General features: G+C 47.9%; 23 protein-coding genes and 2 tRNA genes. 18 read left to right on the forward strand and 7 right to left on the reverse strand.

Features of this window, described 5'->3' with window-relative positions:
* The first annotated feature begins 140 nt into the window (after positions 1–140).
* Positions 141–1,655: a DUF4139 domain-containing protein gene (locus tag ABF87_RS09805; protein WP_160828947.1), complete on the forward strand. Its 1,515-nt coding sequence runs from the start codon at positions 141–143 to the stop codon at positions 1,653–1,655.
* Between the two features lie 205 nt (positions 1,656–1,860).
* On the opposite strand, the gene ABF87_RS09810 is transcribed toward ABF87_RS09805, so the two are convergent.
* The 3 genes from ABF87_RS09810 to ABF87_RS09820 form a co-directional block, all read right to left on the reverse strand.
* Entirely contained in the window at positions 1,861–2,202 is a 342-nt protein-coding gene (locus tag ABF87_RS09810; RefSeq protein WP_160828948.1) for a BON domain-containing protein, read from the reverse strand.
* A gap of 241 nt (positions 2,203–2,443) precedes the next feature.
* Positions 2,444–2,517 (reverse strand) — tRNA-Cys (locus tag ABF87_RS09815).
* Positions 2,518–2,619: 102 nt separating this feature from the next.
* Positions 2,620–2,694, reverse strand: a tRNA-Gly gene (locus ABF87_RS09820).
* A gap of 358 nt (positions 2,695–3,052) precedes the next feature.
* On the opposite strand from ABF87_RS09820, the gene ABF87_RS09825 reads away from it, so the two are divergent.
* From ABF87_RS09825 to ABF87_RS09900, 16 genes are all read left to right on the forward strand, one after another.
* Positions 3,053–4,198 (forward strand): MFS transporter, encoded by a 1,146-nt coding sequence (locus ABF87_RS09825; RefSeq protein WP_160828949.1) that lies wholly within the window; start codon positions 3,053–3,055, stop codon positions 4,196–4,198.
* Positions 4,199–4,284: 86 nt separating this feature from the next.
* Positions 4,285–5,709 (forward strand): 3-isopropylmalate dehydratase large subunit, encoded by a 1,425-nt coding sequence (gene leuC, locus ABF87_RS09830; protein ID WP_160828950.1) that lies wholly within the window; start codon positions 4,285–4,287, stop codon positions 5,707–5,709.
* 51 nt (positions 5,710–5,760) lie between these two features.
* Positions 5,761–6,399: a 3-isopropylmalate dehydratase small subunit gene (gene leuD / locus ABF87_RS09835; RefSeq protein ID WP_160828951.1), complete on the forward strand. Its 639-nt coding sequence runs from the start codon at positions 5,761–5,763 to the stop codon at positions 6,397–6,399.
* 25 nt (positions 6,400–6,424) lie between these two features.
* Complete coding sequence (leuB, locus tag ABF87_RS09840; RefSeq protein ID WP_160828997.1) at positions 6,425–7,486, forward strand: 3-isopropylmalate dehydrogenase; 1,062 nt, start codon at positions 6,425–6,427, stop codon at positions 7,484–7,486.
* A 299-nt stretch (positions 7,487–7,785) separates the two neighbouring features.
* Entirely contained in the window at positions 7,786–8,898 is a 1,113-nt protein-coding gene (asd, locus tag ABF87_RS09845; protein ID WP_160828952.1) for an aspartate-semialdehyde dehydrogenase, read from the forward strand.
* 200 nt (positions 8,899–9,098) lie between these two features.
* Positions 9,099–11,666, forward strand: coding sequence for a FimV/HubP family polar landmark protein (locus ABF87_RS09850; RefSeq protein WP_240143620.1), 2,568 nt, complete (start codon positions 9,099–9,101; stop codon positions 11,664–11,666).
* A 64-nt stretch (positions 11,667–11,730) separates the two neighbouring features.
* Entirely contained in the window at positions 11,731–12,540 is an 810-nt protein-coding gene (gene truA / locus ABF87_RS09855) for a tRNA pseudouridine(38-40) synthase TruA (protein WP_160828954.1), read from the forward strand.
* Between the two features lie 13 nt (positions 12,541–12,553).
* Positions 12,554–13,171 (forward strand): phosphoribosylanthranilate isomerase, encoded by a 618-nt coding sequence (locus tag ABF87_RS09860; RefSeq protein ID WP_160828955.1) that lies wholly within the window; start codon positions 12,554–12,556, stop codon positions 13,169–13,171.
* The gene (gene trpB / locus ABF87_RS09865) at positions 13,168–14,367 is read left to right on the forward strand and encodes a tryptophan synthase subunit beta (protein ID WP_160828956.1); all 1,200 of its coding nucleotides are present in this window, start codon (positions 13,168–13,170) and stop codon (positions 14,365–14,367) included. The genes ABF87_RS09860 and trpB overlap by 4 nt, the downstream gene beginning before the upstream one ends.
* Before the next feature lie 119 nt (positions 14,368–14,486).
* Positions 14,487–15,287 carry a tryptophan synthase subunit alpha gene (gene trpA, locus ABF87_RS09870; protein WP_160828998.1) on the forward strand — a complete coding sequence of 267 codons (801 nt, stop codon included), beginning with the start codon at positions 14,487–14,489 and terminating at the stop codon, positions 15,285–15,287.
* A gap of 34 nt (positions 15,288–15,321) precedes the next feature.
* Positions 15,322–16,191: an acetyl-CoA carboxylase, carboxyltransferase subunit beta gene (accD, locus tag ABF87_RS09875; RefSeq protein ID WP_160828957.1), complete on the forward strand. Its 870-nt coding sequence runs from the start codon at positions 15,322–15,324 to the stop codon at positions 16,189–16,191.
* A 25-nt stretch (positions 16,192–16,216) separates the two neighbouring features.
* On the forward strand, positions 16,217–17,512 hold the full coding sequence (gene folC, locus ABF87_RS09880; RefSeq protein WP_160828958.1) for a bifunctional tetrahydrofolate synthase/dihydrofolate synthase: 1,296 nt from the start codon (positions 16,217–16,219) through the stop codon (positions 17,510–17,512).
* Positions 17,513–17,537: 25 nt separating this feature from the next.
* Complete coding sequence (locus ABF87_RS09885) at positions 17,538–18,218, forward strand: SPOR domain-containing protein (protein WP_160828959.1); 681 nt, start codon at positions 17,538–17,540, stop codon at positions 18,216–18,218.
* Positions 18,219–18,309: 91 nt separating this feature from the next.
* Positions 18,310–18,825, forward strand: a complete 516-nt coding sequence (locus tag ABF87_RS09890) for a CvpA family protein (RefSeq protein WP_160828960.1) — start codon at positions 18,310–18,312, stop codon at positions 18,823–18,825.
* Between the two features lie 88 nt (positions 18,826–18,913).
* Positions 18,914–20,428, forward strand: a complete 1,515-nt coding sequence (gene purF, locus ABF87_RS09895; protein ID WP_160828961.1) for an amidophosphoribosyltransferase — start codon at positions 18,914–18,916, stop codon at positions 20,426–20,428.
* A gap of 116 nt (positions 20,429–20,544) precedes the next feature.
* Complete coding sequence (locus tag ABF87_RS09900) at positions 20,545–21,717, forward strand: O-succinylhomoserine sulfhydrylase (protein ID WP_160828962.1); 1,173 nt, start codon at positions 20,545–20,547, stop codon at positions 21,715–21,717.
* A gap of 27 nt (positions 21,718–21,744) precedes the next feature.
* Here the strand turns inward: ABF87_RS09900 and ABF87_RS09905 are convergent, their stop codons facing one another.
* Both ABF87_RS09905 and ABF87_RS09910 read right to left on the reverse strand, forming a co-directional pair.
* Complete coding sequence (locus tag ABF87_RS09905; RefSeq protein ID WP_160828963.1) at positions 21,745–22,236, reverse strand: peptidylprolyl isomerase; 492 nt, start codon at positions 22,234–22,236, stop codon at positions 21,745–21,747.
* 34 nt (positions 22,237–22,270) lie between these two features.
* Positions 22,271–22,768 carry a peptidylprolyl isomerase gene (locus ABF87_RS09910; RefSeq protein WP_345789900.1) on the reverse strand — a complete coding sequence of 166 codons (498 nt, stop codon included), beginning with the start codon at positions 22,766–22,768 and terminating at the stop codon, positions 22,271–22,273.
* 259 nt (positions 22,769–23,027) lie between these two features.
* Here ABF87_RS09910 and cysS point away from each other — a divergent pair, with 259 nt between their 5' ends.
* Positions 23,028–24,413 carry a cysteine--tRNA ligase gene (gene cysS / locus ABF87_RS09915; protein WP_160828965.1) on the forward strand — a complete coding sequence of 462 codons (1,386 nt, stop codon included), beginning with the start codon at positions 23,028–23,030 and terminating at the stop codon, positions 24,411–24,413.
* A gap of 11 nt (positions 24,414–24,424) precedes the next feature.
* On the opposite strand, the gene ABF87_RS09920 is transcribed toward cysS, so the two are convergent.
* Positions 24,425–25,177, reverse strand: coding sequence for a class I SAM-dependent methyltransferase (locus tag ABF87_RS09920; RefSeq protein ID WP_160828966.1), 753 nt, complete (start codon positions 25,175–25,177; stop codon positions 24,425–24,427).
* A 37-nt stretch (positions 25,178–25,214) separates the two neighbouring features.
* Entirely contained in the window at positions 25,215–26,132 is a 918-nt protein-coding gene (motB, locus tag ABF87_RS09925) for a flagellar motor protein MotB (RefSeq protein WP_160828967.1), read from the reverse strand.
* Positions 26,133–26,159 lie beyond the last annotated feature (27 nt).

Below are 26,159 nucleotides of genomic sequence, written 5' to 3' on the forward strand. Positions count from 1 at the left end.
ATGAAGCAATCGATCGCGGAACGTGGAAACGGGCATATTAATAGAATAGGCGATGGAGGGGGCGCCACCCCGAAAATAGCCCCTGGAATTCTCATTCATAGAAGGTAATATATTTCATGACTCCTCAGAGGAGATTAGTTATGACGCATCATCCAAAAAAACACCAGTCGATTCACCGGAACTGTCTAAAAGAATTCAACCAAAATAACTACTTTCTGAATCAATTCAAGGTCATTGTTTTTGTGTTGTGTTTTCAATTCGGTGCAGCTCACGTCTTTGCTGCAGAAACGCCTGAGAAGATTTCAACAGAGCAGGATCAAGAAAGTATCGCCCTGACGATATACAATGATAATCTGGCTCTAGTGAAGGACATGCGTAGCGTAGTGCTGGATATGGAGTTCAATCGCCTGGCTTGGCGTGACGTATCGGCAAAAATTCGTCCTGAAACCGCATTGTTGCGAAATATCACGGCGCCTTCAAAGTTTAAGTTATTGGAACAGAATTTTGATTTCGATCTGTTGACCCCTGCTAAGCTAGTGGAAAAATATGTCGGCAGGGAAATTACAGTGATCCGCACCAACCCTGCTACCGGCCAGGAAACCAGTGAATCGGCCATGGTTTTGTCCACCAATGAAGGCATTATTCTGAAATTTAATGATCGCATTGAAACAGGTGTGCCAGGGCGGCTGGTTTTTCCAGGAGTGCCTCATCATCTTCGCGACCAACCCACCTTGCTGCTATCGCTTCTGAGCCCCTCATCGGGCAAGCACGAATTAGAACTGTCCTATTTGACCCATGGGTTATCCTGGCATGCCGACTATGTGGCGGCTTTGAACAACACCGAGGATCATCTGGATCTGAATGGCTTGGTCACTCTAACGAACCGGAGCGGGATCGCGTATCACGCTGCAAAACTGCAGCTGGTTGCCGGCGATGTGAATCAGGTTCAATCCGAGCCACCGCTTGCTCGGAAAATGATGGCTCTGACGGCAGAATCTGCCGATGTAGCGCAGATGAAGGCAGAGACATTTTTCGATTATCATCTGTATACCGTACCCTATCCGACGACACTGGCGGAAAATCAGACCAAGCAAATTGCGTTGATGTCAGCTACCCGTGTGCCCGTCAGCAAGGAGTACATATTGAAAGGCGCAGATTATTATTACGCAGGTAAACATGATTTGCTGCATCAGAAGCACGCTGTCCATGTGTTCATTCAGTTCCGTAATCAGGGCGAAGGAATGGGAATTCCTCTGCCTAAGGGTATTATTCGCGTGTATAAAAAAGATGCGCTCGATAATCAGCAATTCGTTGGTGAAGACCATATCAACCATACACCCAAGAACGAATTAGTTCGCCTCAAAATGGGGAATGCCTTTGATATCACCGCCGATCGAATACAAACCGATTTCAAGCAAATTGCAGGGACTCCGCGTTACGCCAGCATCTTTGAGACTGCTTACCAAATCACGTTAAAGAATGCCAAAAAGGAAAAAGTCATGGTAAAGGTTCAAGAACCGATGCCGGGAGACTGGGAAATGATTTCGGAATCCTTGCCGCATTCTAAACTGGGCGCCGGGCTGGTTGAGTGGAAAGTGACCATTGCTGCGGAGAGCGAAGCTCAACTCACTTATCGTGCACGCGTTAAATATTAGGCAAGCTCTGGAGACAGCGAGAAGGGGTCTAATAAGGCGAGATTGGAGGGAGATGCTCAGTTGGTTATAAGCTTTGAAAGAGAAGATCGAAACCTGAGTCACCAAGCGATTTTCAGCAATTTCTCTCCCCCCCGACTAATTGTATGGAGGCGGCTTTGATTCGAAAGCTCAGAGCATTATTCCACAACGCCGCCGTGCTGCCGGTTTATTTGAATAGCTCCGGATCAATGGTCAGCTTGTTGATAACCTTGCGAACACCCTCTACCGAATGGGCGAGGTCATGAATTCGTTCTTTTTCAGCGGCTGATTTCACTGCGCCGGTGAGTACCACAATTCCGCTGTTATCGGTATCAACCTTGATGTGCAGAGAATTAATTTCTTTTTCTGTCAGTATCTTGGCTTTAATTTGAGTCGTGATGGCTGAATCTTTGACAAATTCCCCTACGCTAGACTCTGAATCAGGGCTTTTATCTTCTGCCACGACTGATCCTGCTGCGAGAAAAGCGCCGACCAGCACCAAGCTTAAAAAGAATTTACTTTTTTCCATGATCTTTACTCCTGTGATTAAAATGTCAGTGTAACGATCCTTTCAAAGCATATCTGTTCGGTTTCTAACTCAACATTGTAGAAGATGGAATAGGTTTTTTTCGATCGATAAGGCGCGGAGGAAAACGGAGCTTGGGGTGTATTACATTACCAGCTTATGCTGCGAACTGCATTCTTTCTAATGTTCTGAAATTTAACGAAACCGAATGAGGGGCGCTGAAAATCCATTCAAAAACAACGGATGGAGGCGGGGGTCGGAATCGAACCGGCGTAGACGGCTTTGCAGGCCGCTGCATGACCACTCTGCCACCCCGCCATGAGATATGACTTTTAAACGATGTGTAATTTACGGAAAAAAGTAGGTGAGAAGCTACTCGTTTTTCAGCAAAAAATTCATCAGAACCATTCTGAATAAGAATGGAGCGGGAAACGAGGCTCGAACTCGCGACCCCAACCTTGGCAAGGTTGTGCTCTACCACTGAGCTATTCCCGCACTATGACGTTTCCGTGCGGACTAGACCACATCAGAAACAAAGGGTGGATTATAGAGATGCTGTGCGTTTTGTCAAGAAACGCAATTGCCTGTTTCTCTATCTTGAAAGGATACGATAAATGTGGATTTTAACCTCGAGAATTAGGGTTAAATCGAATAAATCCACTGTGTTGTTGCTCGTTTTCAAACAAATCAATGAATTGATTTCTTGTAAAATCAAGATCGCGAAAGTGCCAGGCTGGATGTGAATTTCTCTGCACTTACGCCAGAGACCGATGTGACGCTTACCACATGTTAATACTCCAATCGGTTTTCAATTAGCAAGATATTGTCTTTCCAAACTATTTTTGATGGGTGTATGCCGTTCATTCCTTACTGGCGCCTCTCGGGGTTCTACTTTTTTTATTTTGCTTTTATAGGTGCGTTTTCACCTTACTGGAGTCTGTATCTGCAGTCGCTGTCGTTTGATGCGTTACAGATTGGTGTGTTGATGTCATTGCTATTAGTTACGCGGATGTTTTCTCCCGCAGTATGGGGTTGGTTGGCTGACCATACGGGAAAACGGGTGCGTATTGTACAAATAGCTGCGGTCAGTGGTTTTTTGAGTTACTGCGGATTCTTCGTCGGTGATTCCTTTCTATGGGTTTTTCTGGTGATGTCGCTGATGAGTTTCTTCTGGAGCGCATCATTGCCTCTGATGGAGACGATCACACTGTCACATCTGGGGGATTTTACCGAGAAATATGGTCGCATTCGCTCGTGGGGCTCGGTTGGGTTTGTGCTGGCTGTGGTAGGGATCGGTTATCTGTTGGAGGAGATTGAAATCATTGGGCTTCTGTGGATAGTTCTGGGGCTCAAGGCGGGCATAGTGATATTTTCTTATCATATCCCAGAAAAAGATATCCTGCCCCATGCCGCCGGGCTGCATTCGGTACGCCAAATTTGCCTGCGCCCGAATGTGATGGCTTTTTTGTTATCGAGCTTATTAATGTTGTTCGCGCATGGCGCTTACTATACGTTTTTTTCCATTTATCTGGTTGAGCATGACTATGACAAAGGGTTTGTCGGATGGCTGTGGGCTATCGGGGTCATGTGCGAAATCGGCATTTTTTTCATCATGCCGTGGCTGATGCGGCGTTTCAGCTTGAAGCATATTCTGATGTTTAGCTTCTTATGCGCGATTCTCCGTTTCGTGCTGATAGGGCAATGCATCGAATGGCCGGTCATCATCGTATTTGCTCAAATTTTGCATGCAGTCACGTATGGTGCGCATCATGTCAGTGCGATGATGGTCATTCATCATTTTTTCCGTGGCCGTCATCAAGCCAAAGGACAGGCAATTTATACTTGTATGGCATATGGCGTGGGCGGTGCCCTGGGGGCCGTTTCGAGCGGCTATACCTGGGATTGGTTGGGCGCGGACACGACTTTCCTGATCAGCGCTGCAGCGGCATTAGCTGGAATGATGTTAATCATGCTGAAAATGAAATCATCCGATCAGTAAAGGGGCATTCAGCGCCAAGTGTGTTGTGCAAGTAAACTTTATGGGATAATTACGCGTTATTTCTCTATTCGAATACTTCTATTTGCATGAAACGAACGCTCTACGACAAGCTGTGGGATCAGCATGTGGTACATACAGAATCTGCTGATCCAAACAGCATGGCTTTGGTTTACATTGATCGCCATTTAGTTCATGAAGTGACCAGTCCGCAAGCTTTCGAGAGTTTAAAACTGGCTGGGCGGAAACCGTGGCGACTTAATTCCATTCTTGCAGTCGCCGATCACAATGTACCTACCACCGATCGCAGTCATGGTATTCACGATCCCATTTCGCGCCTGCAGGTCGATACGCTCGATCAGAATTGTGATGAACTGGGAATTACCGAATTCAAGATGCAGGATGTGCGTCAGGGTATCGTGCATGTGATTGGGCCCGAACAGGGCGCGACCCTTCCTGGGATGACGGTGGTCTGTGGCGATTCTCATACCAGTACGCATGGCGCATTTGGTTGTCTGGCATTCGGTATCGGTACCTCGGAAGTTGAACATGTATTGGCGACGCAATGTTTATTGATGAAAAAATCCAAGTCGATGCGTATTTCAGTTGAAGGTGAGCTGGGATTCGGCGTGACTGCTAAGGACATTGCACTGGCTATCATTGGCGAAATCGGCACGGCGGGTGGAACTGGATACGCGATCGAGTTTTCTGGCAGCGCTATACGCGCACTCTCGATGGAAGGCCGCATGACGCTGTGCAATATGGCAATCGAAGCAGGTGCGCGGGCCGGCATGGTGGCTGTGGATGACACCACGATCAAATACATCAAAGGACGGCCGTTCGCGCCCCGCGACGATCTGTGGGAGCAGGCAGTTCCTTATTGGCGTACGCTGCACAGCGATGCGGATGCCGTTTTTAACCGAACCGTAACATTAGAGGCCGCGGACATCAGCCCGCAAGTGACATGGGGAACTTCTCCGGAGATGGTGACGACGATCGATGGGAAAGTGCCTGATCCTGCGCTTATCGCTGATGAAGTCAAGCGCCACGACATGCAGCACGCGCTTGATTACATGGGGTTGCAGGCCAATACGCCAATTCAGCAGATTTATCTCGACAAGGTATTCATCGGGTCCTGCACCAATTCACGCATCGAGGATTTGCGGGCAGCGGCAGGGATTATCAACGGAAAGCATATTGCAGCCAATATCAAGCAAGCGTTGGTCGTGCCAGGATCTGGATTGGTTAAGCAACAGGCTGAACAAGAGGGGTTGGATAAGATTTTTCGTGCGGCAGGCTTTGAATGGCGCGAACCCGGCTGTTCCATGTGCTTGGCAATGAATGATGATCGTCTGGTGGCGGGGGAGCGTTGCGCTTCGACGTCGAATCGGAATTTCGAAGGCCGGCAAGGACCGGGCGGCAGGACTCACTTAGTAAGTCCTGTCATGGCCGCAGCGGCTGCGGTCGCCGGGCATTTTGTCGATGTGCGCGGGTTGAGCGGATTTGCAAAATGACCAGAAAAATTCAATCCGGCCCTTTCGAACTATTAATTATCACTTAACTCAATGAATAAATTCGATACCTTTACAGGATTGGTGGCGCCGTTGGATCGCGCCAATGTGGATACCGATGCCATCATTCCTAAGCAGTTTCTCAAATCAATCAAGCGCTCTGGATTTGGTCAGAATCTTTTTGATGAGTGGCGTTATCTGGATCATGGTGAACCGGGCATGGATTCGGCGCAACGGCAAATAAATCCGGAATTTGTGTTGAATCTACCGCGGTATCAGCGCGCAGAAATATTGTTGACGCGGGCAAATTTCGGTTGTGGCTCGAGCCGAGAGCATGCGCCTTGGTCACTTCAGGATTATGGATTCCGCGTCATTATCGCCCCGAGTTTTGCAGATATCTTCTTCAATAACTGCTTCAAGATCGGTCTGCTGCCCATCGTTCTCGATGCTGCGATCGTGGATCGTTTGTTTGAAGAAGTAAAGCAAAAAGAAGGGTATCGGCTTACGGTGGATTTGCAAAAACAGGCAGTTGTGACTGCTGACGATCAAAATTATGTGTTTGAAGTGGACGCGTTTCGTAAGCACTGCCTGCTGAATGGATTGGATGAGATTGGCCTGACATTGCAGCATGCGCAAAAAATCAAACAATTTGAACAAAAACGACGCACTGAGCAACCTTGGTTGTTTGCGTAGCGCATTATAAAAAAACAAGGATATGATGAAGATTGCTGTGTTGGCAGGCGATGGCATCGGGCCGGAAATCATTGCGCAGGCAGTGCGCGTATTGGATGCGTTGAAGAAAAATGGGCTGGATGTCGAGTTGGAGCATGGACTGATTGGTGGATGTGCAGTGGATGCTACCGGCGAGCCATACCCTGAAGCAACTCACCAATTGGCGAGTGAGGCAGACGCTGTCTTGCTGGGCGCAGTGGGCGGTCCGCAATATGATGCACTGCCCCGACATCAACGACCTGAACGAGGCTTGCTGGCCATTCGCAAAGCGCTGCATTTGTTTGCCAATTTGCGTCCGGCAATCTTGTATCCGGAACTGGCGAATGCTTCCAGCCTGAAATACGACGTCGTGGCTGGGCTGGACATTATGATCGTGCGGGAATTGACCGGTGACATTTATTTCGGTGAGCCGCGCGGTATCGAGATGCGCGACCATCAGCGCGTCGGTTTCAATACGATGATATACAGCGAAGCTGAAATACGTCGAATTGCGCATGTCGCTTTCAAAGCGGCGGCTAAGCGGCAACATCGGCTGTGCTCGGTTGACAAAATGAACGTGCTGGAATGCACGCAATTATGGCGCGATATCGTCATAGAAGTGGCAAAAGAGTATCCACAGGTTACGTTATCGCATATGCTGGTCGATAATGCTGCCATGCAATTGGTACGCAACCCCAAGCAGTTTGACGTCATCGTTACCGGCAATATGTTTGGTGATATTTTATCCGATGAAGCTTCGATGTTGACAGGATCGATCGGCATGCTGCCCTCGGCATCGCTGGATGAAAACAATAAAGGTTTGTATGAGCCGATTCATGGTTCTGCGCCGGACATTGCCGGTAAAGATATTGCTAATCCGCTCGCTACGATTTTGTCGGTTGCGATGATGCTGCGTTACACATTTAATCAGGAAGAAACTGCGCAGCGCATAGAGAATGCTGTCAAGAAAGTTTTGGCTGCTGGCTTCAGAACCAAGGATATCAACGAATCCGGCATGACATTGATAGGAACCAAGGCAATGGGCGATGCTGTGCTGTCATTCTTGTAATCATCGTGTTTCATGAGCAAAATTGATTGATGGTATTTTCAGATAAGCCGCGAAATTACCGCGTTATATCGCTGATGAAGATTTTATGAAGTGAATTAATATTCATAGGGAATCCCAAAAAAAGCGTGCGTGAACCAGGTAAAACGGAATTAGATTTAATATGAGCGGTTCGTGAATGAATCGCGGAATATGCCAAGCCTGAATTCAATGCAGCAAGATCGAACGCAATCGTTTTTCAGGATCACCCAAAAAGTTTTATTTGATTAATTGTTCGTCAATTTTAAGAGAAGATATACAAGATGAAACAAGTTGGTTTTGTGGGATGGCGAGGAATGGTAGGTTCCGTGCTCATGCAAAGAATGCGGGAAGAAGATGATTTTTCGCTGATTGATCCGGTCTTCTTCACGACATCGCAAAAAGGAGGTGCCGGTCCGGAAATTGGCAAAGTAATCCCTCCACTGAAGGATGCTTTCGACCTTGATCAATTGAGCTCGATGGATATCATCATTTCTTGCCAAGGCGGGGATTATACCCATCAAATTTTCAAGCAACTGCGTCAATCCGGCTGGCAGGGCTATTGGATAGATGCGGCTTCGGCCTTGCGCATGGAAAAAGATGCGGTGATCATTCTGGATCCGGTCAATAAGCCAGTCATTGAGCAAGCGCTGCACGATGGCGTGAAAAATTACATCGGTGGGAACTGCACCGTAAGCTTGATGTTGATGGCGGTGGGTGGTCTCTTTGAAAAGGGAATGGTGGATTGGATGAGCGCCATGACCTATCAGGCGGCATCCGGTGCCGGCGCGAAAAATATGCGTGAGCTGCTGCAGCAGATGGGAGAAGCGCATAGAGTCGCCAAGGATTTGCTGAACGATCCTGCATCCAATATTCTTGATATTGACCGGGAAGTCGCGGGAACATTACGTGATAAGAAATTCCCCACTGAAAACTTTGGTGTCCCTTTGGCGGGTAGCCTGATTCCGTGGATCGACAAAGAAGTCGCCAATGGTCAAAGCCGTGAAGAATGGAAGGGTCAGGCCGAAACCAATAAAATTCTTGGCCAGACTGACCGGCAGATACCCGTGGATGGGATTTGTGTCCGGGTCGGCGCAATGCGATGCCACAGTCAGGCATTAACCATTAAATTGAAGCAAGATGTACCCCTGGACGAAGTCGAAGAAATCATTGCTCAGTCGAACGATTGGGTGCATGTTGTTCCCAATGAACGTGAAGCCACCACGGCGCAATTGACACCAACCGCCGTGACCGGATCTTTGTCGATACCGGTGGGCCGCATGCGTAAATTGACGATGGGTGGGGAATATTTATCGGTCTTCACAGTGGGCGATCAACTGTTGTGGGGAGCTGCGGAACCCTTGCGTCGGATGCTACGGATACTGGTCGAGCACTAAGTGTGTTGAAAATTTACAACCCCCTCAGGTAATTACCAGCAAATTAGTAAATGAAAAAGGATATATCAGAATGAATTGACCTATAATTCGAGGCATAATCTCAATTTATGTGATTACCTTACAATGCTAGCCTGCCGATATTTATTTTTCTAAAAACTAAAGAGGGTATTTCAGTGTATAAGACTTCTTTTAGAGTAAGCTTGTTTGTAATCATTCTGATGTTGCCATGGGCTGCACTCCATGCAGCGGGCCTCGGCAAATTAACGCTTAATTCAGCGCTGGGACAACCGCTCAGTGCTGAAATCGACATCGTTACCGCCAGTAATGATGAGATTTCATCTCTAAAAGCCAGTATTGCATCGCGAGAGGCATTCACTCAAGCCGGCGTCAATTACGAGCCCAGCTTTTCAACCTACAAAATTTCAATCGAATCAAGAACCAATGGCAGTCCTTACATAAAGCTTACTTCACCGCAGGCAGTCAACGATCCCTTTCTTAACATTTTGCTAGAGTTGAACTGGGCCTCAGGTCGGCTCTTGCGCGAATATGCCGTGTTGTTGGATCCTGTCGAAGTAAACGCTCAGAATGTTGCGGCTCCCGTGGTAAGTTCCGCTCCAGTGGTTGCACAAACAAATTCAGAACAGACAGTCAACGATAAGAAAAGCCAGCAGCAAACAAGCAAACCCTCCAATCGCGCTGCAACTTCACTGAACAAGAATACCTATGGGCCTGTAGCGCGAGGTGACACCCTATCTTCCATTGCGCGCCAGGTTCTACCCGCTGGCGTCGATCTCAATCAGATGCTGGTAGCGCTCTATCGGGCGAATCGGGAAGCTTTCATTGCAAATAACATGAATTTGCTCCGGGTCGGCGCAGTATTGAGCATACCTGAAAAAAACGAAGTGGATGCAATAGATTCCTCAACTGCACGCTCAGAAATCAGAATGCAAGTTGCGGACTGGCATAACTATAAAAGCAGAATGTCTGCAACCTCGGGTGAGTCGGAGGCAGCAAGTATCCGTCAATCTGATCAAGGAAAAATCACTACTACGATTGATAAAAAATCGGTTTCATCTCGTGAAGCGCCGACAGAGGTATTGCGATTATCAAGCGGCTCTCAATTAGCGAGCAAAGAGGGGCAGAGTTCTGAGTCGGCGCTGGCAGACCGGTTGCGCATGATGGAGGAAGATGCGATTGCGCGTAATCTCGCGCTGAAAGAGGCGAACGAACGCGTGGCGATGCTGGAAAAGAGCATCGCGAATATGAAGCATCTGCTGGAATTGAAAGACTCAGTTCTGGCGCAAGCGCAGAGCAAGGCGGCAGGAGTGGTGTCTTCTCAAGAAGTCAAACAGGAATTGAAACCTCCAGTAAAAGCTGTGGAAACGACTGAGCCTGCTCCGGAAGCGAGTGCCGCAGTGACTACTGGCGCTTTACCTGAGCAAGAGCAAAACCCACCGGTGTCACAACCGCCTGTTCAAGCAGTTACCGATGCCAATGCGTTACAATCTCAGCCGGTTCCGGTGCAGGAAGAAGATGAGGATTCTCTGACCGACCAGATCTTTGCTCATATCGAGTATGTCGGAGCTGCCGCGATTGCGTTGTTATTGGTTGTTCTGTTGATTCTCAAGAAACGTCGGGACCGACTCAATGAAGAAGCAGAACTGGAGGAAGACAATTCCCATTTTTCTTCTGAGATGAAATCAAGAATGGCCACGATGGCTGCCGCCCAGGCAGCCTCCAGTCATGCCTTTGCGGGACAGGAAAAACTCGAAGATTCGATCGAGGAAGATCTGGATACTTATCCTGAAAAAGATGAGTATGAAGATGAACCTGCTAAAAATTTATATTCTACTGGGGCTTTGGGGGCTGCGGCGGCTTTCTCTCATCATGATTTTTCGGATGATGGCCGTGAAACTCGAGCAATGGTTGAAACTGATGCATCATCGGATACGTCTGCATATGATTTTTCGAGGGAAGGAGAAGCCGATACGGAGCCCGAATCATCTATCTCCATCGATGATGAAAAAGACTTCATGGCAAACCATCACGCAGTTATCGATGCTGAGAAAGAAGAGGCTTCTGCTGATTTTCCGAATGCGATTGATTTTGACCTAGCGGATGATGCGAATGAACCTCACAAAGATCTGGCTGATAGTCCATCAGTTGCCGGTCGTGGTCTGAAGAGTGGCATTGAGTTATCGGACGAACCGGTAGAACATTTGCCATCTATCGAAGCATCCGATTATGAGACTAGCGCGGATCTCGAGGAGGCTCAGCAGCCATTCACTTCTGAAGAACCGAATGAAATAGTTGTGGAGCAGGAAAATTCTCTTGAATATGAACCTGTGCGTCAGGATTTTGATCTGACGGACGATACTCATCCGAATGAGGAAACAGCGGAGAATCTTGCTGCTGGCGATTCTGATGAACCGAAGCTGGCAGTGAAAACGGATGACGTTGACCAATTCCAAGATGCTGAAGAGCAGGATACCTCATCTAAATCATCGTCAACCTTACCCGATCTTGGACTGGCGGATATCAGCCTGGATATGGAAGAGGATGCTGGTTCGATTGACGATAAAAACGAAGCAGCGGACTCAGGTGCCAAAAGCGAGCAATGGCAAGAAGTTGAGACGAAACTGGATCTGGCCAAGGCTTACCAGGAAATGGATGATAAAGAAGGGGCCAAAGAAATGCTAGAAGAGGTTATTCGTGATGGTGATGGAAAACAAAAGAAAGCGGCCAGAAAATTATTAAAGAGTTTGTAAATCGTGCAATGACGCCTGTTTCATTATTGCATGGTAGCGGATATGACACGGTATTCTGTTATTTGTGCGGATAGTTCTCGTTTTAGAATATGACGGCAGTCATTACTGTGGATGGCAAAGTCAACCTGAAGGCTGCTCGATACAGGATGCGCTTGAAGCTGCTGTATCGCGCATAGCACAGGAGAAAATTAGGGTCATCACCGCCGGACGCACGGATACAGGGGTTCATGCACTTTTCCAAGTCGTTCATTTCGACACTCAGGCGCAGCGTCCCATCACCGCCTGGGTGAGAGGCGTCAACGCATTGTTACCTGCTGATATTGCAGTGCTGTGCGCGACCGAGACATCCGATCAGTTTCATGCCCGATATAGCGCAGTCGAGCGGCGCTATTTGTACGTATTACTGAATCAATCGGTTCGACCAGCGATTCATCATGGCAGAGTGGGGTGGTATCACTCATCGCTCGAGCTTGAGAAAATGCAGATCGCAGCCAATTATCTCATTGGCCGACACGACTTCTCCGCTTTTCGTGCCGCTGAATGCCAAGCCAAATCACCTATCCGAACCATTACGCACTTGAACATTATTCAGCAAGGAAATTTCTTCCTGTTTGATCTGCGTGCAAACGCATTTTTGCATCATATGGTCAGAAATATCATTGGTTGCCTTGTGTATGTCGGCAAAGAAAAGTATCCTCCCGGGTGGATGCATGAGTTGCTGAGTAGTTGCAACCGTACCTACGCAGCCCCCACTTTTTCTCCTGCTGGTTTGTACTTGGCTGGAGTGAAATATGATAGCGGCTGGTCGATACCGGAAATTGCTGAAACACCGATTTTTCCAGACTTGTCGATGCCAATGAATAATTCAAGATGACGGCTGGTTTTTTATGTCGATACGCGTAAAAGTATGTGGAATTACTCGGAGCGAGGATGCAAGGATTGCAGTGCAATCCGGCGTTGATGCCATTGGCTTCGTTTTCTGGCCGCACAGTTCACGGTATATTGACCCTCATTCAGCACGCCAGATCTGTGCTGAAATCCCGCCCTTCGTATGTACCGTCGGTGTGTACGTCGATCCGGATATCCGCTGGGTGGAAGAGAGCGCTCGCGTTGCTCAGTTGAACTTGCTGCAGTTTCATGGTGATGAAACTCCTGAATTCTGTGCTCAATTCTCCCAACCCTATATCAAAGCAATTCGAGTCAGGCCTGAGACAGATTTGCTACAATACGCTCAACGCTATGCGAGCGCGCGAGGGTTGCTGCTTGATACCTATGCCGAAAATATGCCGGGAGGCACCGGTCATACTTTTGATTGGCAACTCTTCCCCAGGCAATTGCCTTTGCCGCTCATTCTTTCCGGTGGCTTGAATCCAGAGAATGTGACCGCAGCGATCAGACAAACTCAACCTTGGGGAGTCGATGTTTCCAGCGGTGTCGAAGCTGCAAAGGGAATCAAGGATGAAAAGAAAATTTTTGCTTTCATGCAAGGAGTCAAACAATTGTGAATGCTTATGATCTTCCCACAAGAAATGGCCATTTTGGGCCGTATGGAGGCATATTTGTCGCTGAAACATTGATTTCAGCATTGGAAGATCTGCGACAGCAGTATGAATTTTACCGTAACGATGCAGATTTCCAGGCCGAGTTTGCCTATGAATTAAAGCATTATGTTGGACGGCCGAGTCCCATCTATCACGCCAAAAGATGGTCGGAGCATCTGGGCGGAGCACAGATATTGTTGAAACGTGAAGATCTGAATCACACGGGAGCACACAAGATCAACAATACTATCGGACAGGCATTATTGGCGCGACGCATGGGCAAAAAACGCGTCATTGCTGAAACCGGAGCGGGTCAGCATGGCGTGGCAAGCGCCACGGTGGCGGCGCGCTACGGCATGGAATGTGTTGTCTATATGGGTTCCGAGGACGTCAAGCGTCAGGCGACCAACGTATATCGCATGAAACTTCTCGGCGCAACGGTCATTCCCGTGGAATCCGGATCGCGGACATTAAAGGATGCGCTGAATGAAGCCATGCGGGATTGGGTTACGAATGTCGAAAATACCTTCTACATCATCGGCACAGTGGCCGGGCCTCATCCTTATCCGATGATGGTCAGGGATTTTCAGGCTGTGATCGGCAATGAAGCGAAGATACAAATGCAAGAAGACTTCCAGCGTCAACCGGATGCGCTTATTGCATGTGTCGGCGGAGGATCGAATGCGATCGGATTATTTTATCCCTATATTGATGACGCTGATGTCCGCTTGATTGGTGTCGAGGCGGCCGGCAGGGGCATCGATACGCATCAGCATGCAGCGACGTTATCGACGGGTAAACCGGGGGTATTGCATGGCAATCGCACTTATCTTATTCAGGATGAACATGGTCAAATTGTGGAGACGCATTCCATTTCAGCCGGGCTTGATTATCCTGGCGTAGGTCCGGAACACGCATGGCTGAAAGATTCCGGACGCGCTGAATATGTCTCGATCACTGATGACGAAGCATTGGAAGCGTTTCATACGCTGTGCCGGTATGAAGGCATCATGCCAGCACTGGAGTCGAGCCATGCATTGGCGTATGCGGCCAAATTTGCACCTACCTTGCCGAAGGATGAGTTGTTGCTGGTTAATTTATCGGGCCGCGGTGACAAGGATATGGCGACAGTCGCCCAAATGTCCGGAATCGATCTTTAGCGGTTTCGATCACCGTCAGTATTGATCTCTTTTCTGAATAAAATTAAAAACGGATTGTATACATGAGTCTTTTTGATTATTTGAGGAATATTTTTGGAGGAGACGGTAATGTTCAAAATATCCACCGTATCGCTACAACCTTTGATGCTTTAAAAAAACAACATCGAAAAGCGCTCATTCCGTTTATCACGGCCGGTGACCCCGATCCTGGCACGACGGTTCGGTTGATGGATCAACTGGTTAAATCCGGTGCTGATATCATTGAGCTGGGCGTGCCGTTTTCCGATCCGATGGCGGATGGCCCAACGATCCAGAGATCGTCCGAGCGGGCCTTGAAACATCATGTCAGCCTGGAGAATGTGCTGGATATGGTGGCTGAATTCAGAACGACCAATAACAGCACGCCGGTGGTGCTGATGGGCTATGCGAATCCGGTTGAAGCATTGGGGTATGCGGCATTTGCGGCTAAAGCGAAAGCATGTGGTGTGGATGGCGTATTAATTGTTGATTATCCACCAGAAGAATCAGCAGAATGGGTAGCCTGTCTCGAGCAACATGGAATCGACGCGATCTTCCTATTGTCTCCGACCACCCCTCAAGCACGGATTGAGCAGGTGGCAAAAATGGCCAAGGGCTACGTCTACTATGTTTCGCTCAAAGGGGTCACGGGTGCTTCTCATCTTAATCTCCAGAATGTCAGTGACATGCTGGCGCAATTACGGCGAACCATTTTACTTCCAATCGGCGTCGGATTCGGGATACGTGATGGCGAAACAGCCCGGGCGGTGGCAGAGCTGGCCGATGCCGTAGTGGTCGGCAGCCGGATCATCGAGGAAATTGAGAAATCATCTGAAGCAGAGGTGTTGAACAATGTTGGAAATTTGTTGATGACATTGCGAACAGCAATCGATGAACAATAAGTAACCATTAATACGGATTAGGGAAGTCGCACTCATGAGTTGGTTTCAGAATATCATTCCACCAAAAATCAAACGTAAAGAAACTGGGGAAAAGAAAATGGTTCCTGAAGGTTTGTGGAGTAAATGCAGCACATGCGAAGCTGTTCTGTACTACACCGATTTGGCCAGGAATCTGAATGTATGTCCCAAGTGCGGTTATCATAATCGAATTTCTGCAAGAGCCCGCCTCGACTTGATGCTGGATGCCGACGGTCGGCAGGAGATCGGCGCCGAAGTGATTGCGACTGATATGCTCAAGTTCAAGGATAGCAAACGATATGTCGATCGTTTGATGCAAGCCAAGGAAAGCACGGAAGAAGATGATTCCTTGGTGGTGATGAAAGGAACCCTGAAACAGATGCCGGCGGTTGTTGCAGTGTTCGAATTCGGTTTTATGGGGGGCTCCATGGGTTCTGTGGTTGGAGAACGTTTCGTTCGGGGAGTCGAAATGTGTCTCGACCAGCATTTGCCATTCATTTGCTTCAGCGCAAGTGGCGGTGCGCGGATGCAGGAGGGATTATTTTCTTTGATGCAAATGGCGAAAACAACCGCTGCGCTGACGCGATTGAGTCATCATAAGTTACCGTTCATTTCTGTCTTAACCGACCCAACGATGGGGGGCGTATCGGCAAGTTTCGCTTTTCTGGGCGATGTGGTCATTGCCGAACCTGGCGCATTGATCGGTTTTGCGGGTCCGCGGGTGATCGAGCAAACCGTACGGCAAACACTTCCCGATGGCTTTCAACGTGCTGAGTTCTTGCTGCAACATGGTGCGATTGATATGATTGTGGATCGGCGGCACATGCGCGACAAGATCGTCAATCTATGTACGCAACTGATGCGTGTTCATGTTCCAACTTCGTAAATATTGTTGTTCTTGATACTTGGATATGCATGCACCCAAGACTGCAGACGATTCCCTAGCAGACTGGTTAATTTATCTTGAATCGCTCCACCCCAAAATCATCGACATGGGTTTGGAGCGCATCGATCAAGTCCGGCGGGCGCTCGATTTAACGCCTCAGTTTCCGATCATCATAGTCGGCGGCACCAATGGCAAAGGCTCGGTATGTACGATGCTCGAATCGATTCTCTGGCGTGCCGGTTACAAAGTTGGATGCTATACCTCGCCGCATTTGCTGCGTTATAACGAGCGTGTCAGGATCAACAAAACAGAAGTCGATGATGCCGGTTTTTGCCATGTATTTGAAAAAATCGAGGCGGCCAGGACTCAATGTCAGGTTTCACTGACATTCTTCGAATTCGGCACATTGGCCGCCGTGTCGTTATTCATCGACGCCGGTGTAGATGTGGCAATTCTGGAAGTGGGTCTCGGCGGACGCCTGGACGCCGTCAATATTTTTGAACCGGATTGTTCTATACTGACGAATGTTGATCTTGATCATCAAGAATACCTCGGTGATACGCGTGAAGAAATAGGATTTGAAAAAGCTGCGATTTTCAGAAACCTTACCCCTGCAATTTATGCCGAAACCGATGTTCCCAAATCTGTCAGCCGTCAGGTAGCGGCGATTGGAGCAAATTTTTTTCAGTTTTCGAAGGATTTCGGTTTTTTCAAAAAGAACCAGCAATGGGATTTCTGGGGGCCGAGAGGCTCACGCCGTTCTTTGCCATTGCCGGCATTGCGGGGCGACCGGCAATTGCACAATGCCAGTGCGTGTCTGGCGGCTCTGGATACGTTGAACGAAATGTTGCCGGTCAGCATGAATGCGATACGTCAGGGATTAACCGAAGCGGTAATACCCGGCAGGTTTCAGGTAATTTCAACGCAACCGTTGATTATTCTGGACGTCGCACATAATACCGGGGCTGCGGCGGTATTATCCGAAAATCTAACGGCAACCAAGCCCAGCGGGAAGACATACGCTGTTTTTTCGATGCTGCACGATAAAGATATTGGCGGGGTAGTCAGCCTGCTCAAAAACGATATCGACTATTGGCTGGTATCAACGTTATCCATATCTCGCGCAGCGTCGGCGGAGACGCTGGTGGAAGAGATTCGGAAAGCCGGTATTTCTTCAGAGAATGAAGCAGTTCGTCAGTTTGCGGATTGTGTAGCGGCATTTGTTTTTGCCTGTGAACGTGCCAGCAAAAATGATAGAATTTGCGTTTTTGGATCTTTCTATACGGTGAGTGACGTGTTGCGGTATCTGAATACTCATTAACCTACGTGACAATCGGATATTTCAAATGACTAAAAATATCAGCGAAGAAGAGCTTTTACTGAGAAAACGTGCAAGAAGGCGTTTGGTTGGGGCAATTGTTCTCGTCATTTTCTCCATCATTGTCCTGCCTCTGATTTTTGATGATCCCAAAATCGGTCATGAACCGCACGAAATAGCCATCAATTTACCCCCGTCCGGGAAAGACAATGATGCATCGCCAGCAGCGACCGTGGAAGATCAAACCGGGTCCGATCTTTCAGGTAGAACGGCTCCGTTCACGGATCAGGATGATCCATCCAAGACTGATCAACAGGATGGCGATGAAATTGCTGAATGGCTGAATGGCCGCAAACGAATTCCCATTCCGGGCGTTAAACCCAAAATTGAACCTAAGCAGATCACTGAAACGAAAGCGCCTGTAGCACAGTCCACGACAGCGAGTGCAGCTCATATTCCCTCAGTTGCCGGTGAGACTTCGAAAGGATTCGTAATCCAGCTTGGCGCATTTTCTGATCAATCAAAAGCCAGGCAGCAAGTTGAAAATCTCATTACAAACGGATTCAAGGCTTATACGGAAACACTTAAAACAGGTGGCACCGAGGTTACGCGCGTAAGAATTGGCTCATTTGCAAACCGTGCTGAAGCCGAGAATGAATTGAAGAAATTGAAGAAACTTGGATTTGACGGTGTGGTCGCTTCCAAGTAGATACAGATACTGTAAAAATTAGCCAATGGCTTTGTTCTGGCAGAATGATGAGTAATTTTTTCACTGAGAAAAAGGCCATAGCCATCTATCAATGACTGTTTTTGATTACATCGTTTGTGGAATTTTTCTAGTTTCCATTGCCTTGAGCATCCTTAGAGGGTTGGTTCGAGAGACCCTATCCATAGCGGGCTGGGTCGTAGCATTCATCATCGCGGGAGCTTATGCAGCAAATTTCGAACCCTTCATTCCCGCTGAAATATCAGGAGAGACGTTGAGAGTATCGATCGCTTTCGTCCTGGCATTTCTTTCGGTGTTATTGATGACGGCACTCCTCACGATGCTGCTGACGACATTGATAAAAGGAATTGGATTGGGATTTATCGATCGATTGCTGGGTTCGGTCTTTGGTTTTTTGAGAGCATTGATCATTGTTACGCTGATCGTCTTGATTGCCGGATTGACTACGATTCCTAATCAGATTTTTTGGCGCCAGGCTGCATTGAGCCGCCCGCTGGAGGCGATCGCGATACAGGTGTTGCCTTGGCTACCTGACGATTTATCAAAACGGATTAGTTATGAAAGAAAAGAAGGCGCTTCTTATCCCTGATTCCCAAAAGCGGGGAGTAGCCTTAAAATTGTCTTGTCTGATAGTGATATCGCTTAACTAAAAAGAGCAAAATTTACGGAGTTTTTCTATGTGTGGAATTCTCGGCATTGTCGCACAATCACCGGCCAATCAATTACTCTACGATGGGCTCTTAATGTTGCAGCACCGTGGACAGGATGCGAGTGGTATTGTAACGGCGCAAGGTAATACGTTCCATATGCACAAGGGTTGTGGCCTGGTGCGCGATGTATTTCGCACCCGAGATATGCGGGCGCTTACCGGAAACATGGGCATAGGTCACGTCCGTTATCCCACTGCAGGATCTGCGAGCTCGCCCGCCGAAGCACAGCCTTTTTATGTGAATTCTCCTTTTGGCATCGTCCTGGGTCACAATGGTAATTTAACGAACGCTTCACAATTGAGCGAGGAGTTGTTTAAAGCGGATTTGAGGCATGTCAATACCAACTCTGACTCGGAAGTGTTATTGAATGTGCTGGCGCATGAATTGCAGGCGAGTACACAAAATTATCAACTGGATCCTGATGCGATTTTTGCTGCAGTGTCCGGAGTTCACAAACGGTGTAAAGGTGCCTATGCCGCGGTTGCGATGATTGCCGGTTATGGCCTGCTGGCTTTTCGTGATCCACATGGCATACGACCTCTGGTCTTTGGCGTCATTGAGAATGAGCTGGGCAATGAATACTTAGTGGCGTCAGAAAGTGTTGCTTTGGATACGCTGGGCTTCAAGCTGATCCGTGATGTTAAGCCTGGGGAAGCGATTTTTATTGATGAGGCCGGAAACTTATACAATAAGCAGTGCGCCCCCAGTCATTCCTTGAATCCGTGCATTTTTGAGTATGTCTACTTGGCGCGTCCTGACTCGGTCATTGATGGCATTTCAGTCTATGAGACACGATTGAACATGGGCGAATCTCTGGCAGAGAAAATCAAGGCGTCGATGCATCATCTTGATATTGATGTGGTTATCCCGATACCGGACTCAAGCCGTCCGAGTGCCTTGCAGCTTGCCAATCAGCTGGGTGTGAATTTCCGCGAAGGATTCGTCAAGAATCGCTACGTGGGTCGAACGTTCATCATGCCGGGTCAGCAACAGCGCCGTAAATCGGTGCGGCAAAAATTGAATGCCATGAGTATCGAATTTCGTGGCAAGAATGTGATGCTTGTCGATGACTCAATCGTACGCGGTACGACGAGCCGTGAAATTGTTCAGATGGCCCGCGAAGCGGGAGCCAATAAAATCTTTTTTGCGTCGGCAGCTCCGCCCGTTCGGTATCCTAATGTGTATGGCATTGATATGCCCACCCGCCAAGAACTGATTGCCACTGACCGCGACAATGAAGAGATTTGCCGCGAAATTGGCGCTGATGATCTTATTTTCCAGGACTTGGAGGCTCTCAAGCTGGCAGTTTCCAAGTTATCGCCGAGTGTCAAAAAATTTGAAACCTCCTGCTTTGATGGCGTGTACATTACCGGAGATGTCACTTCTGAATATTTGCGTACGATCGAGCAACAACGAACCACTAATTCTCCGTTGTCGCGCGCTCGATCCAACACTCAACTCGATTTAAGTCTGGTGGTCTGAGCTTTACCATCTATGAGCACGCGCTTGTTCCAGAATGGCGGAAATAACGCCTGTAAATCAATATCTTTCTCAATCAGAGCGATTTCTCTATTCATACTTCCAGAGGTTCTATAGCCATGTCCGATCAATTGCGACCAGAAACACTCGCGCTTCATACCGGAATTCATCGCAGTCAATTCAATGAGCACTCTGAAGCGATGTATTTGACATCCAGTTTTGTTTTCGATAGCGCTGCTCAGGCTGCTGCGCGTTTTGCCGGGAATGAGGCCGGAAATATTTATTCGCGCTTTACAAACCCTACAGTAACTGCCTTTGAAGAACGTTTGGCGGTACTGGAAAACGCCGAGACTTGTATTGCCACGTCTTCGGGCATGTCGGCAATCTTGGCGTGTGTGATGGGTTTGTTATCGGCGGGTGATCATATCGTGGCGTCACGCAGCCTTTTTGGTGCAACAGTAAATCTGTTCAACAATATATTGAAGAAATTCAATATCGAGACTACCTTTGTATCAGCAACGGATGCGAGTGCATGGGAGAATGCTGTTCGGCCGAATACCAAGCTGTTCTTCTTGGAGACTCCGTCCAATCCGCTGACGGAAATTTCAGATATCGCCGAATTGGCACGGATAGCCAAAAAAGCCAATAGCTGGCTGGTGGTTGATAATTGCTTTTGTACTCCCATTTTGCAGAAACCGCTCGAGCTTGGCGCGGATATCGTGATTCATTCCGCAACCAAATATCTGGACGGTCAGGGTAGAGTGCTGGGCGGTGCCGTGCTGGGTCAACGGGATTTATTGATGGATGGCGGTATTTATGGTTTCTTGCGCACTGCCGGACCCACATTGAGCGCATTCAATGCCTGGGTGATTCTGAAAGGGTTGGAAACGCTCACCGTTCGTATGGAAACCCATGCGCGGAACGCTTTGCAAATGGCTCAGTGGCTCGAATCGCAGTCCAATGTCACGCGCGTGTTCTATCCCGGCTTGATGTCACACCCTCAGCATGACTTGGCGAAGCGCCAACAGCGATCTGGCGGAGGGATTGTGACGTTCGAAGTGAAGGGAGGCAAGGATGCGGCCTGGCATGTCATTGATTCGACGCGGCTGATCTCGATCACTGCAAATCTGGGCGATGCAAAAAGCACATTGACGCACCCAGCTACCACAACCCATGCGCGCATCAGTCAGGAGGCTCGTGATGCTGCCGGGATATCCGATGGATTGCTGCGAATCGCGGTTGGGTTGGAGGCGGTACAGGATCTGCAGGACGATTTGGCCCGCGGACTGTAAGAAGTCGTGTGAACAACGAGAAACTGGTTAAACCACCTCCGCCTTCTCGATAATCACGTCTTCAATTGGAACATTTTGATGTCCGGCGTGATCTCCGGTTTTTACCTTCTTGATTTTGTCAACGATATCCTGACCTTCGATGACTTTTCCGAAAACACAGTAACCGTAGCCCTGAGGCGTCGAGGATTTGTAATTCAAGAATCCATTGTTGGTTACATTAATGAAGAATTGAGCTGTTGCCGAATGTACATCGGCAGTACGGGCCATTGCGATGGTATAGGCGTCATTCTTCAATCCGTTGGCTGCTTCATTCTGGATCGGCACTTGGGTTTTTTTCTGTTTCATTCCCGGCTCGAACCCGCCCCCTTGAATCATGAAGTCATCAATGACGCGATGAAATAGCGTGTTATCGTAAAATCCGCTGCTCACGTAATTGAGGAAGTTATTAACGGTTTCTGGTGCTTTGCCACTATCGAGCTCAAGTGTGATGACACCATAATTGGTTTGTAATCTAACCATATCTGTCCTTTGATGATTTAGAATTTTTAGAAGCTTATGGATGATCCGCCAGCTTGGTCATCGTTTCAATAATTACCGTGCTTTTGGGGACATCAGTTGCGAAAGGACCCGCCGACCCTGTGGGTAGAGAAGCAATTTTCTGAACGACATCGATTCCACTGATGACTTTGCCAAATACGGTATAACCATAACCGCTTTGAGTAGGCGCTTTATGGTTCAGGAACTCGTTATTGGCAACATTAATGAAGAACTGTGCTGTTGCGGAATGGGGATCGGATGTTCGCGCCATCGCAAGGGAACCCATTTCATTTTTTAGACCATTCGCAGCTTCATTCTGGATGGGCGAACGGGTGGGTTTCTGTTTCAATGCCGTGTCGAAACCACCGCCCTGAATCATGAAGTTAGGGATGACGCGATGAAAAATCGTATTGTTATAAAATCTATCTTCTACATAGCGCATAAAATTTTCAACAGTCTTGGGGGCTTTATCAGGATAAAGCTCCAGAACCATATTTCCCATATTTGTTTTCATTTCGACTTTGATGCTTGTTGCGGCTGCATTCAAAGCGAACAAAAATAACATTAAAAAAGTTAAAAATCGGCAAAATTGCATGTGATTATTGAGCCCTGTTGGTGATGTAACGTGATAAAGGCAGAAGGGTTTCATAGCGGCGGTATGGTATACTCCCTCCACACTATGCGCTGTAAATCTAACCCTAATCTCTGGAAACTTCCGGATTCTATCAAGAAGTTAAGTAGTTCTACAATGTTATCTGATCATATCCTTGGTTATGCTTAAAATTTATAACTCAATTGTTCGAGAAAAACAAGATTTTGCTCCATTAGTACCCGGAGAAGTGAAAATATATGTCTGTGGCATGACGGTTTATGATTATTGTCATTTAGGGCATGCGAGAGTTCTGGTAGTTTTTGATACGGTTGTTCGGTGGTTTAAAGCACAGGGTTATGCAGTGCGCTATGTGCGCAATATTACCGATATCGATGACAAAATCATCAAGCGTGCGCAAGAGAATAATCAGTCCATCGAGGACTTGACGAATCGCTTTATTGATGCGATGAATCAGGATTCTGCGGCATTGGGTGTGATACAGCCTACCCATGAACCCCGCGCGACTGCGTATGTCATTGATATGATCAGTATGATCAGCACGTTGGTTGAAAAGAAACTGGCCTATCCGGCCAGAAATGGCGATGTGTATTACTCTGTCCGGGATTTTCCCAGCTACGGAAAACTTTCTGGCAAATCGCTCGAAGATTTGCGCGCCGGCGAGCGGGTTGACATCGATGTCAATAAAAAGGATCCACTTGATTTCGTGCTCTGGAAAGCGGCTAAGCCAGGGGAGCCAGCGTGGGATTCGCCGTGGGGGAAAGGGCGTCCGGGCTGGCACATCGAATGCTCAGCCATGAGCGAGCAATTACTCGGTATTCATTTTGATATTCATGGCGGTGGACAAGATTTGCAGTTTCCTCATCACGAAAATGAAATCGCGCAAAGTGAGGGCGCGCACGACCATCCATTTGTCAATTATTGGATGCATAATGGGTTTGTGCGCGTCGATAATGAGAAGATGTCAAAGTCACTCGGCAATTTCTTTACCGTTCGCGAAATTCTCAAGCATTATCAAGCAGAGGTGGTACGTTTTTTTATTTTGCGGGCCCATTATCGCAGTCCGTTAAATTATTCGGATCAGCATCTCAAGGATACCAAGCTCGCGCTCGATCGTTTGTATATTGCGCTTAAAGACGCCAATGCGTTAAATGGCAATGCGCCTATCAACTGGAATAATGTCCATGCGCAAAAATTCCAGACCGCCATGAACGATGACTTCAATACACCTGAAGCCATTGCCGTGCTGTTTGAGCTTGCCAGCGATGTGAATAAGTCAGGCTCAATGGAAAATGCAAACTTATTAAGAGCACTCGGAGGGTTACTGGGTTTACTTCAGCAGGATCCGCTGAGTTATTTGCAAAGCCAAGCCGTCGTCAGTGAATCGACGATGTGGACCAATGATGAAATCGAGCGGTTGATTCAGCAACGAATCTCTGCCCGCAAAGAAGGTCGCTATGCCGATGCTGATGTGATTCGCAAGAATTTTCTCGAGCAAGGAATTATTCTGGAAGATGGCCCTCAAGGAACCGCATGGCGGCGGCAGTAATCCGTTTCATGTCAAATCTTCCATAAATACAGCGTAGAGTTCGAGAAATCATTCAGGGGAATGCTCTTATAAGGCTCAATTCCTGGAATAGTGAACGTATTGCTGATGAGCAAACTGCCCGGACGCATTTCCCGACGCGCTTTTTGCCATAATGATTCCATCGGTACCGGCGATAAATACGCGTAGACCACATCATATTGCGAGAAATCGTGTTGCCAGAAATCTCCCCACACGATCTGACAACCTGAAACCGACAACATATTGCGCAGTCTGCTGATCAGGAATGGGATCGGAGCCGCTTCGATGCCGTAGAAACGGCCGTTCTTGTGTATTCCTGCTAAATTTTTCAACAAGCCGCCACAACCGCTTCCCACATCGATGAAGGAAAAATTCTTGTTCTGAGGAAGTAATGATTCAAGTGCGTCCGGCACATGCTTACTGGAAAGATAAAGCGGTACCTGCGTTTTATACGTTTTTCCATACACTAACCACATACCCATAAAAAGGACTAAAAACCAGAGCGGTGAAATATCGAGTGCGAGCGTTGCAATGGAAAGGGGTAAGAACAGCAAGTGTATGGGTATCCACCACAAAGGCATGCGCGCCAAAAAACTAACTAGGCTTGCCAGAAGGCCTTGCAGAGTTGCCCATTCGAATAAGCTGAATGTCAAAAATGACTGGAAGATCATGAACGCGAGCACGACGAGCGTTGAAGCGATTTGAATCGACAATGCCATCAACGATGAATTTTTGAATCGCAGCATCTCAATCACTCAGGACGATCATTCAAGGGAAAATATTTTAGGGTGTTTGCAATAACTCTTTATCAGGCTCATCCTGCACATCGATATCGACGGATGGGTTGTCCATGGTCACTGCTTTTTCGGCTTTTTCGTTCAGAACGACGATACTGATTCGGCGGTTGACCGGATTCAGCGGATCGATTTTGTCGAATAATACGGCCGAGGATAAACCGACCACTTTAAGAACTTTCTCTGTATCCATGCCGCCTGCAACGAGTTCACGGCGCGAGGCATTGGCACGGTCGGCGGAGAGTTCCCAGTTGCTGAATCCTTTATCTCCCGCAGGAAACGGCTTGGCATCGGTATGTCCTGAAAGGCTTATTTTATTGCTTACGTCATTGAGCATTTTACCGATCTCACGCAAGATGGTTTTGGTATAAGGCTGCAGTTCGGCTTTGCCCAAGGCGAACATTGGTCGATTCTGTTCATCGACGATTTGGATTCTCAATCCTTCGGTCGTGATATCCAATAACAATTGGTTTTCAAATTTTTTTAGGGCGGGATTCGCTTCAATGGCTTGCTCGATCCTCTTCTTCAGTCCTTCCAATTTCATTCGTTCAGCGCGTTCTCTCAAGATTTCCCTGGTTTTATCATCGATTTTATATTCCTCGATGGCCTTTTTTTCCTGACCGTCCTGGCGGGTAATATCGGTACCACCACCTTTGATAATGCTGGTAGCGTCTCCGCTCCCCGAGCCGCCGGACATGGCTACTTTCAATGGGGTTTTGAAATAGTCGGAGATTCCCTTCAATTGCGCCTTGGTTGTCGATCCGAGCAGCCACATGAGCAGGAAGAAAGCCATCATGGCGGTCACGAAATCGGCGTAGGCGATTTTCCATGCGCCGCCATGGTGGCCGCCGGCCACTTTCTTGATCCGCTTGATGACTATAGGGCGCTGAGAAAGATCATCAGCCATGACTAACCTCACACATTAAATTGAACG

The organism is Nitrosomonas sp. JL21 (genome assembly GCF_009833095.1).
In the GTDB taxonomy this organism is placed as follows: Bacteria; Pseudomonadota; Gammaproteobacteria; order Burkholderiales; family Nitrosomonadaceae; genus Nitrosomonas.

Coding starts and splice junctions, on each gene's coding strand:
- ABF87_RS09805 (WP_160828947.1), top strand. CDS start 141: ATGACGCATCATCCAAAAAAACACCAGTCGATTCACCGGAACTGTCTA.
- ABF87_RS09810 (WP_160828948.1), bottom strand. CDS start 2,202: ATGGAAAAAAGTAAATTCTTTTTAAGCTTGGTGCTGGTCGGCGCTTTT.
- ABF87_RS09825 (WP_160828949.1), top strand. CDS start 3,053: ATGCCGTTCATTCCTTACTGGCGCCTCTCGGGGTTCTACTTTTTTTAT.
- leuC (WP_160828950.1), top strand. CDS start 4,285: ATGAAACGAACGCTCTACGACAAGCTGTGGGATCAGCATGTGGTACAT.
- leuD (WP_160828951.1), top strand. CDS start 5,761: ATGAATAAATTCGATACCTTTACAGGATTGGTGGCGCCGTTGGATCGC.
- leuB (WP_160828997.1), top strand. CDS start 6,425: ATGAAGATTGCTGTGTTGGCAGGCGATGGCATCGGGCCGGAAATCATT.
- asd (WP_160828952.1), top strand. CDS start 7,786: ATGAAACAAGTTGGTTTTGTGGGATGGCGAGGAATGGTAGGTTCCGTG.
- ABF87_RS09860 (WP_160828955.1), top strand. CDS start 12,554: ATGTCGATACGCGTAAAAGTATGTGGAATTACTCGGAGCGAGGATGCA.
- accD (WP_160828957.1), top strand. CDS start 15,322: ATGAGTTGGTTTCAGAATATCATTCCACCAAAAATCAAACGTAAAGAA.
- folC (WP_160828958.1), top strand. CDS start 16,217: ATGCATGCACCCAAGACTGCAGACGATTCCCTAGCAGACTGGTTAATT.
- ABF87_RS09885 (WP_160828959.1), top strand. CDS start 17,538: ATGACTAAAAATATCAGCGAAGAAGAGCTTTTACTGAGAAAACGTGCA.
- ABF87_RS09890 (WP_160828960.1), top strand. CDS start 18,310: ATGACTGTTTTTGATTACATCGTTTGTGGAATTTTTCTAGTTTCCATT.
- purF (WP_160828961.1), top strand. CDS start 18,914: ATGTGTGGAATTCTCGGCATTGTCGCACAATCACCGGCCAATCAATTA.
- ABF87_RS09900 (WP_160828962.1), top strand. CDS start 20,545: ATGTCCGATCAATTGCGACCAGAAACACTCGCGCTTCATACCGGAATT.
- ABF87_RS09905 (WP_160828963.1), bottom strand. CDS start 22,236: ATGGTTAGATTACAAACCAATTATGGTGTCATCACACTTGAGCTCGAT.
- ABF87_RS09910 (WP_345789900.1), bottom strand. CDS start 22,768: ATGAAAACAAATATGGGAAATATGGTTCTGGAGCTTTATCCTGATAAA.
- cysS (WP_160828965.1), top strand. CDS start 23,028: ATGCTTAAAATTTATAACTCAATTGTTCGAGAAAAACAAGATTTTGCT.
- ABF87_RS09920 (WP_160828966.1), bottom strand. CDS start 25,177: ATGCTGCGATTCAAAAATTCATCGTTGATGGCATTGTCGATTCAAATC.
- motB (WP_160828967.1), bottom strand. CDS start 26,132: ATGGCTGATGATCTTTCTCAGCGCCCTATAGTCATCAAGCGGATCAAG.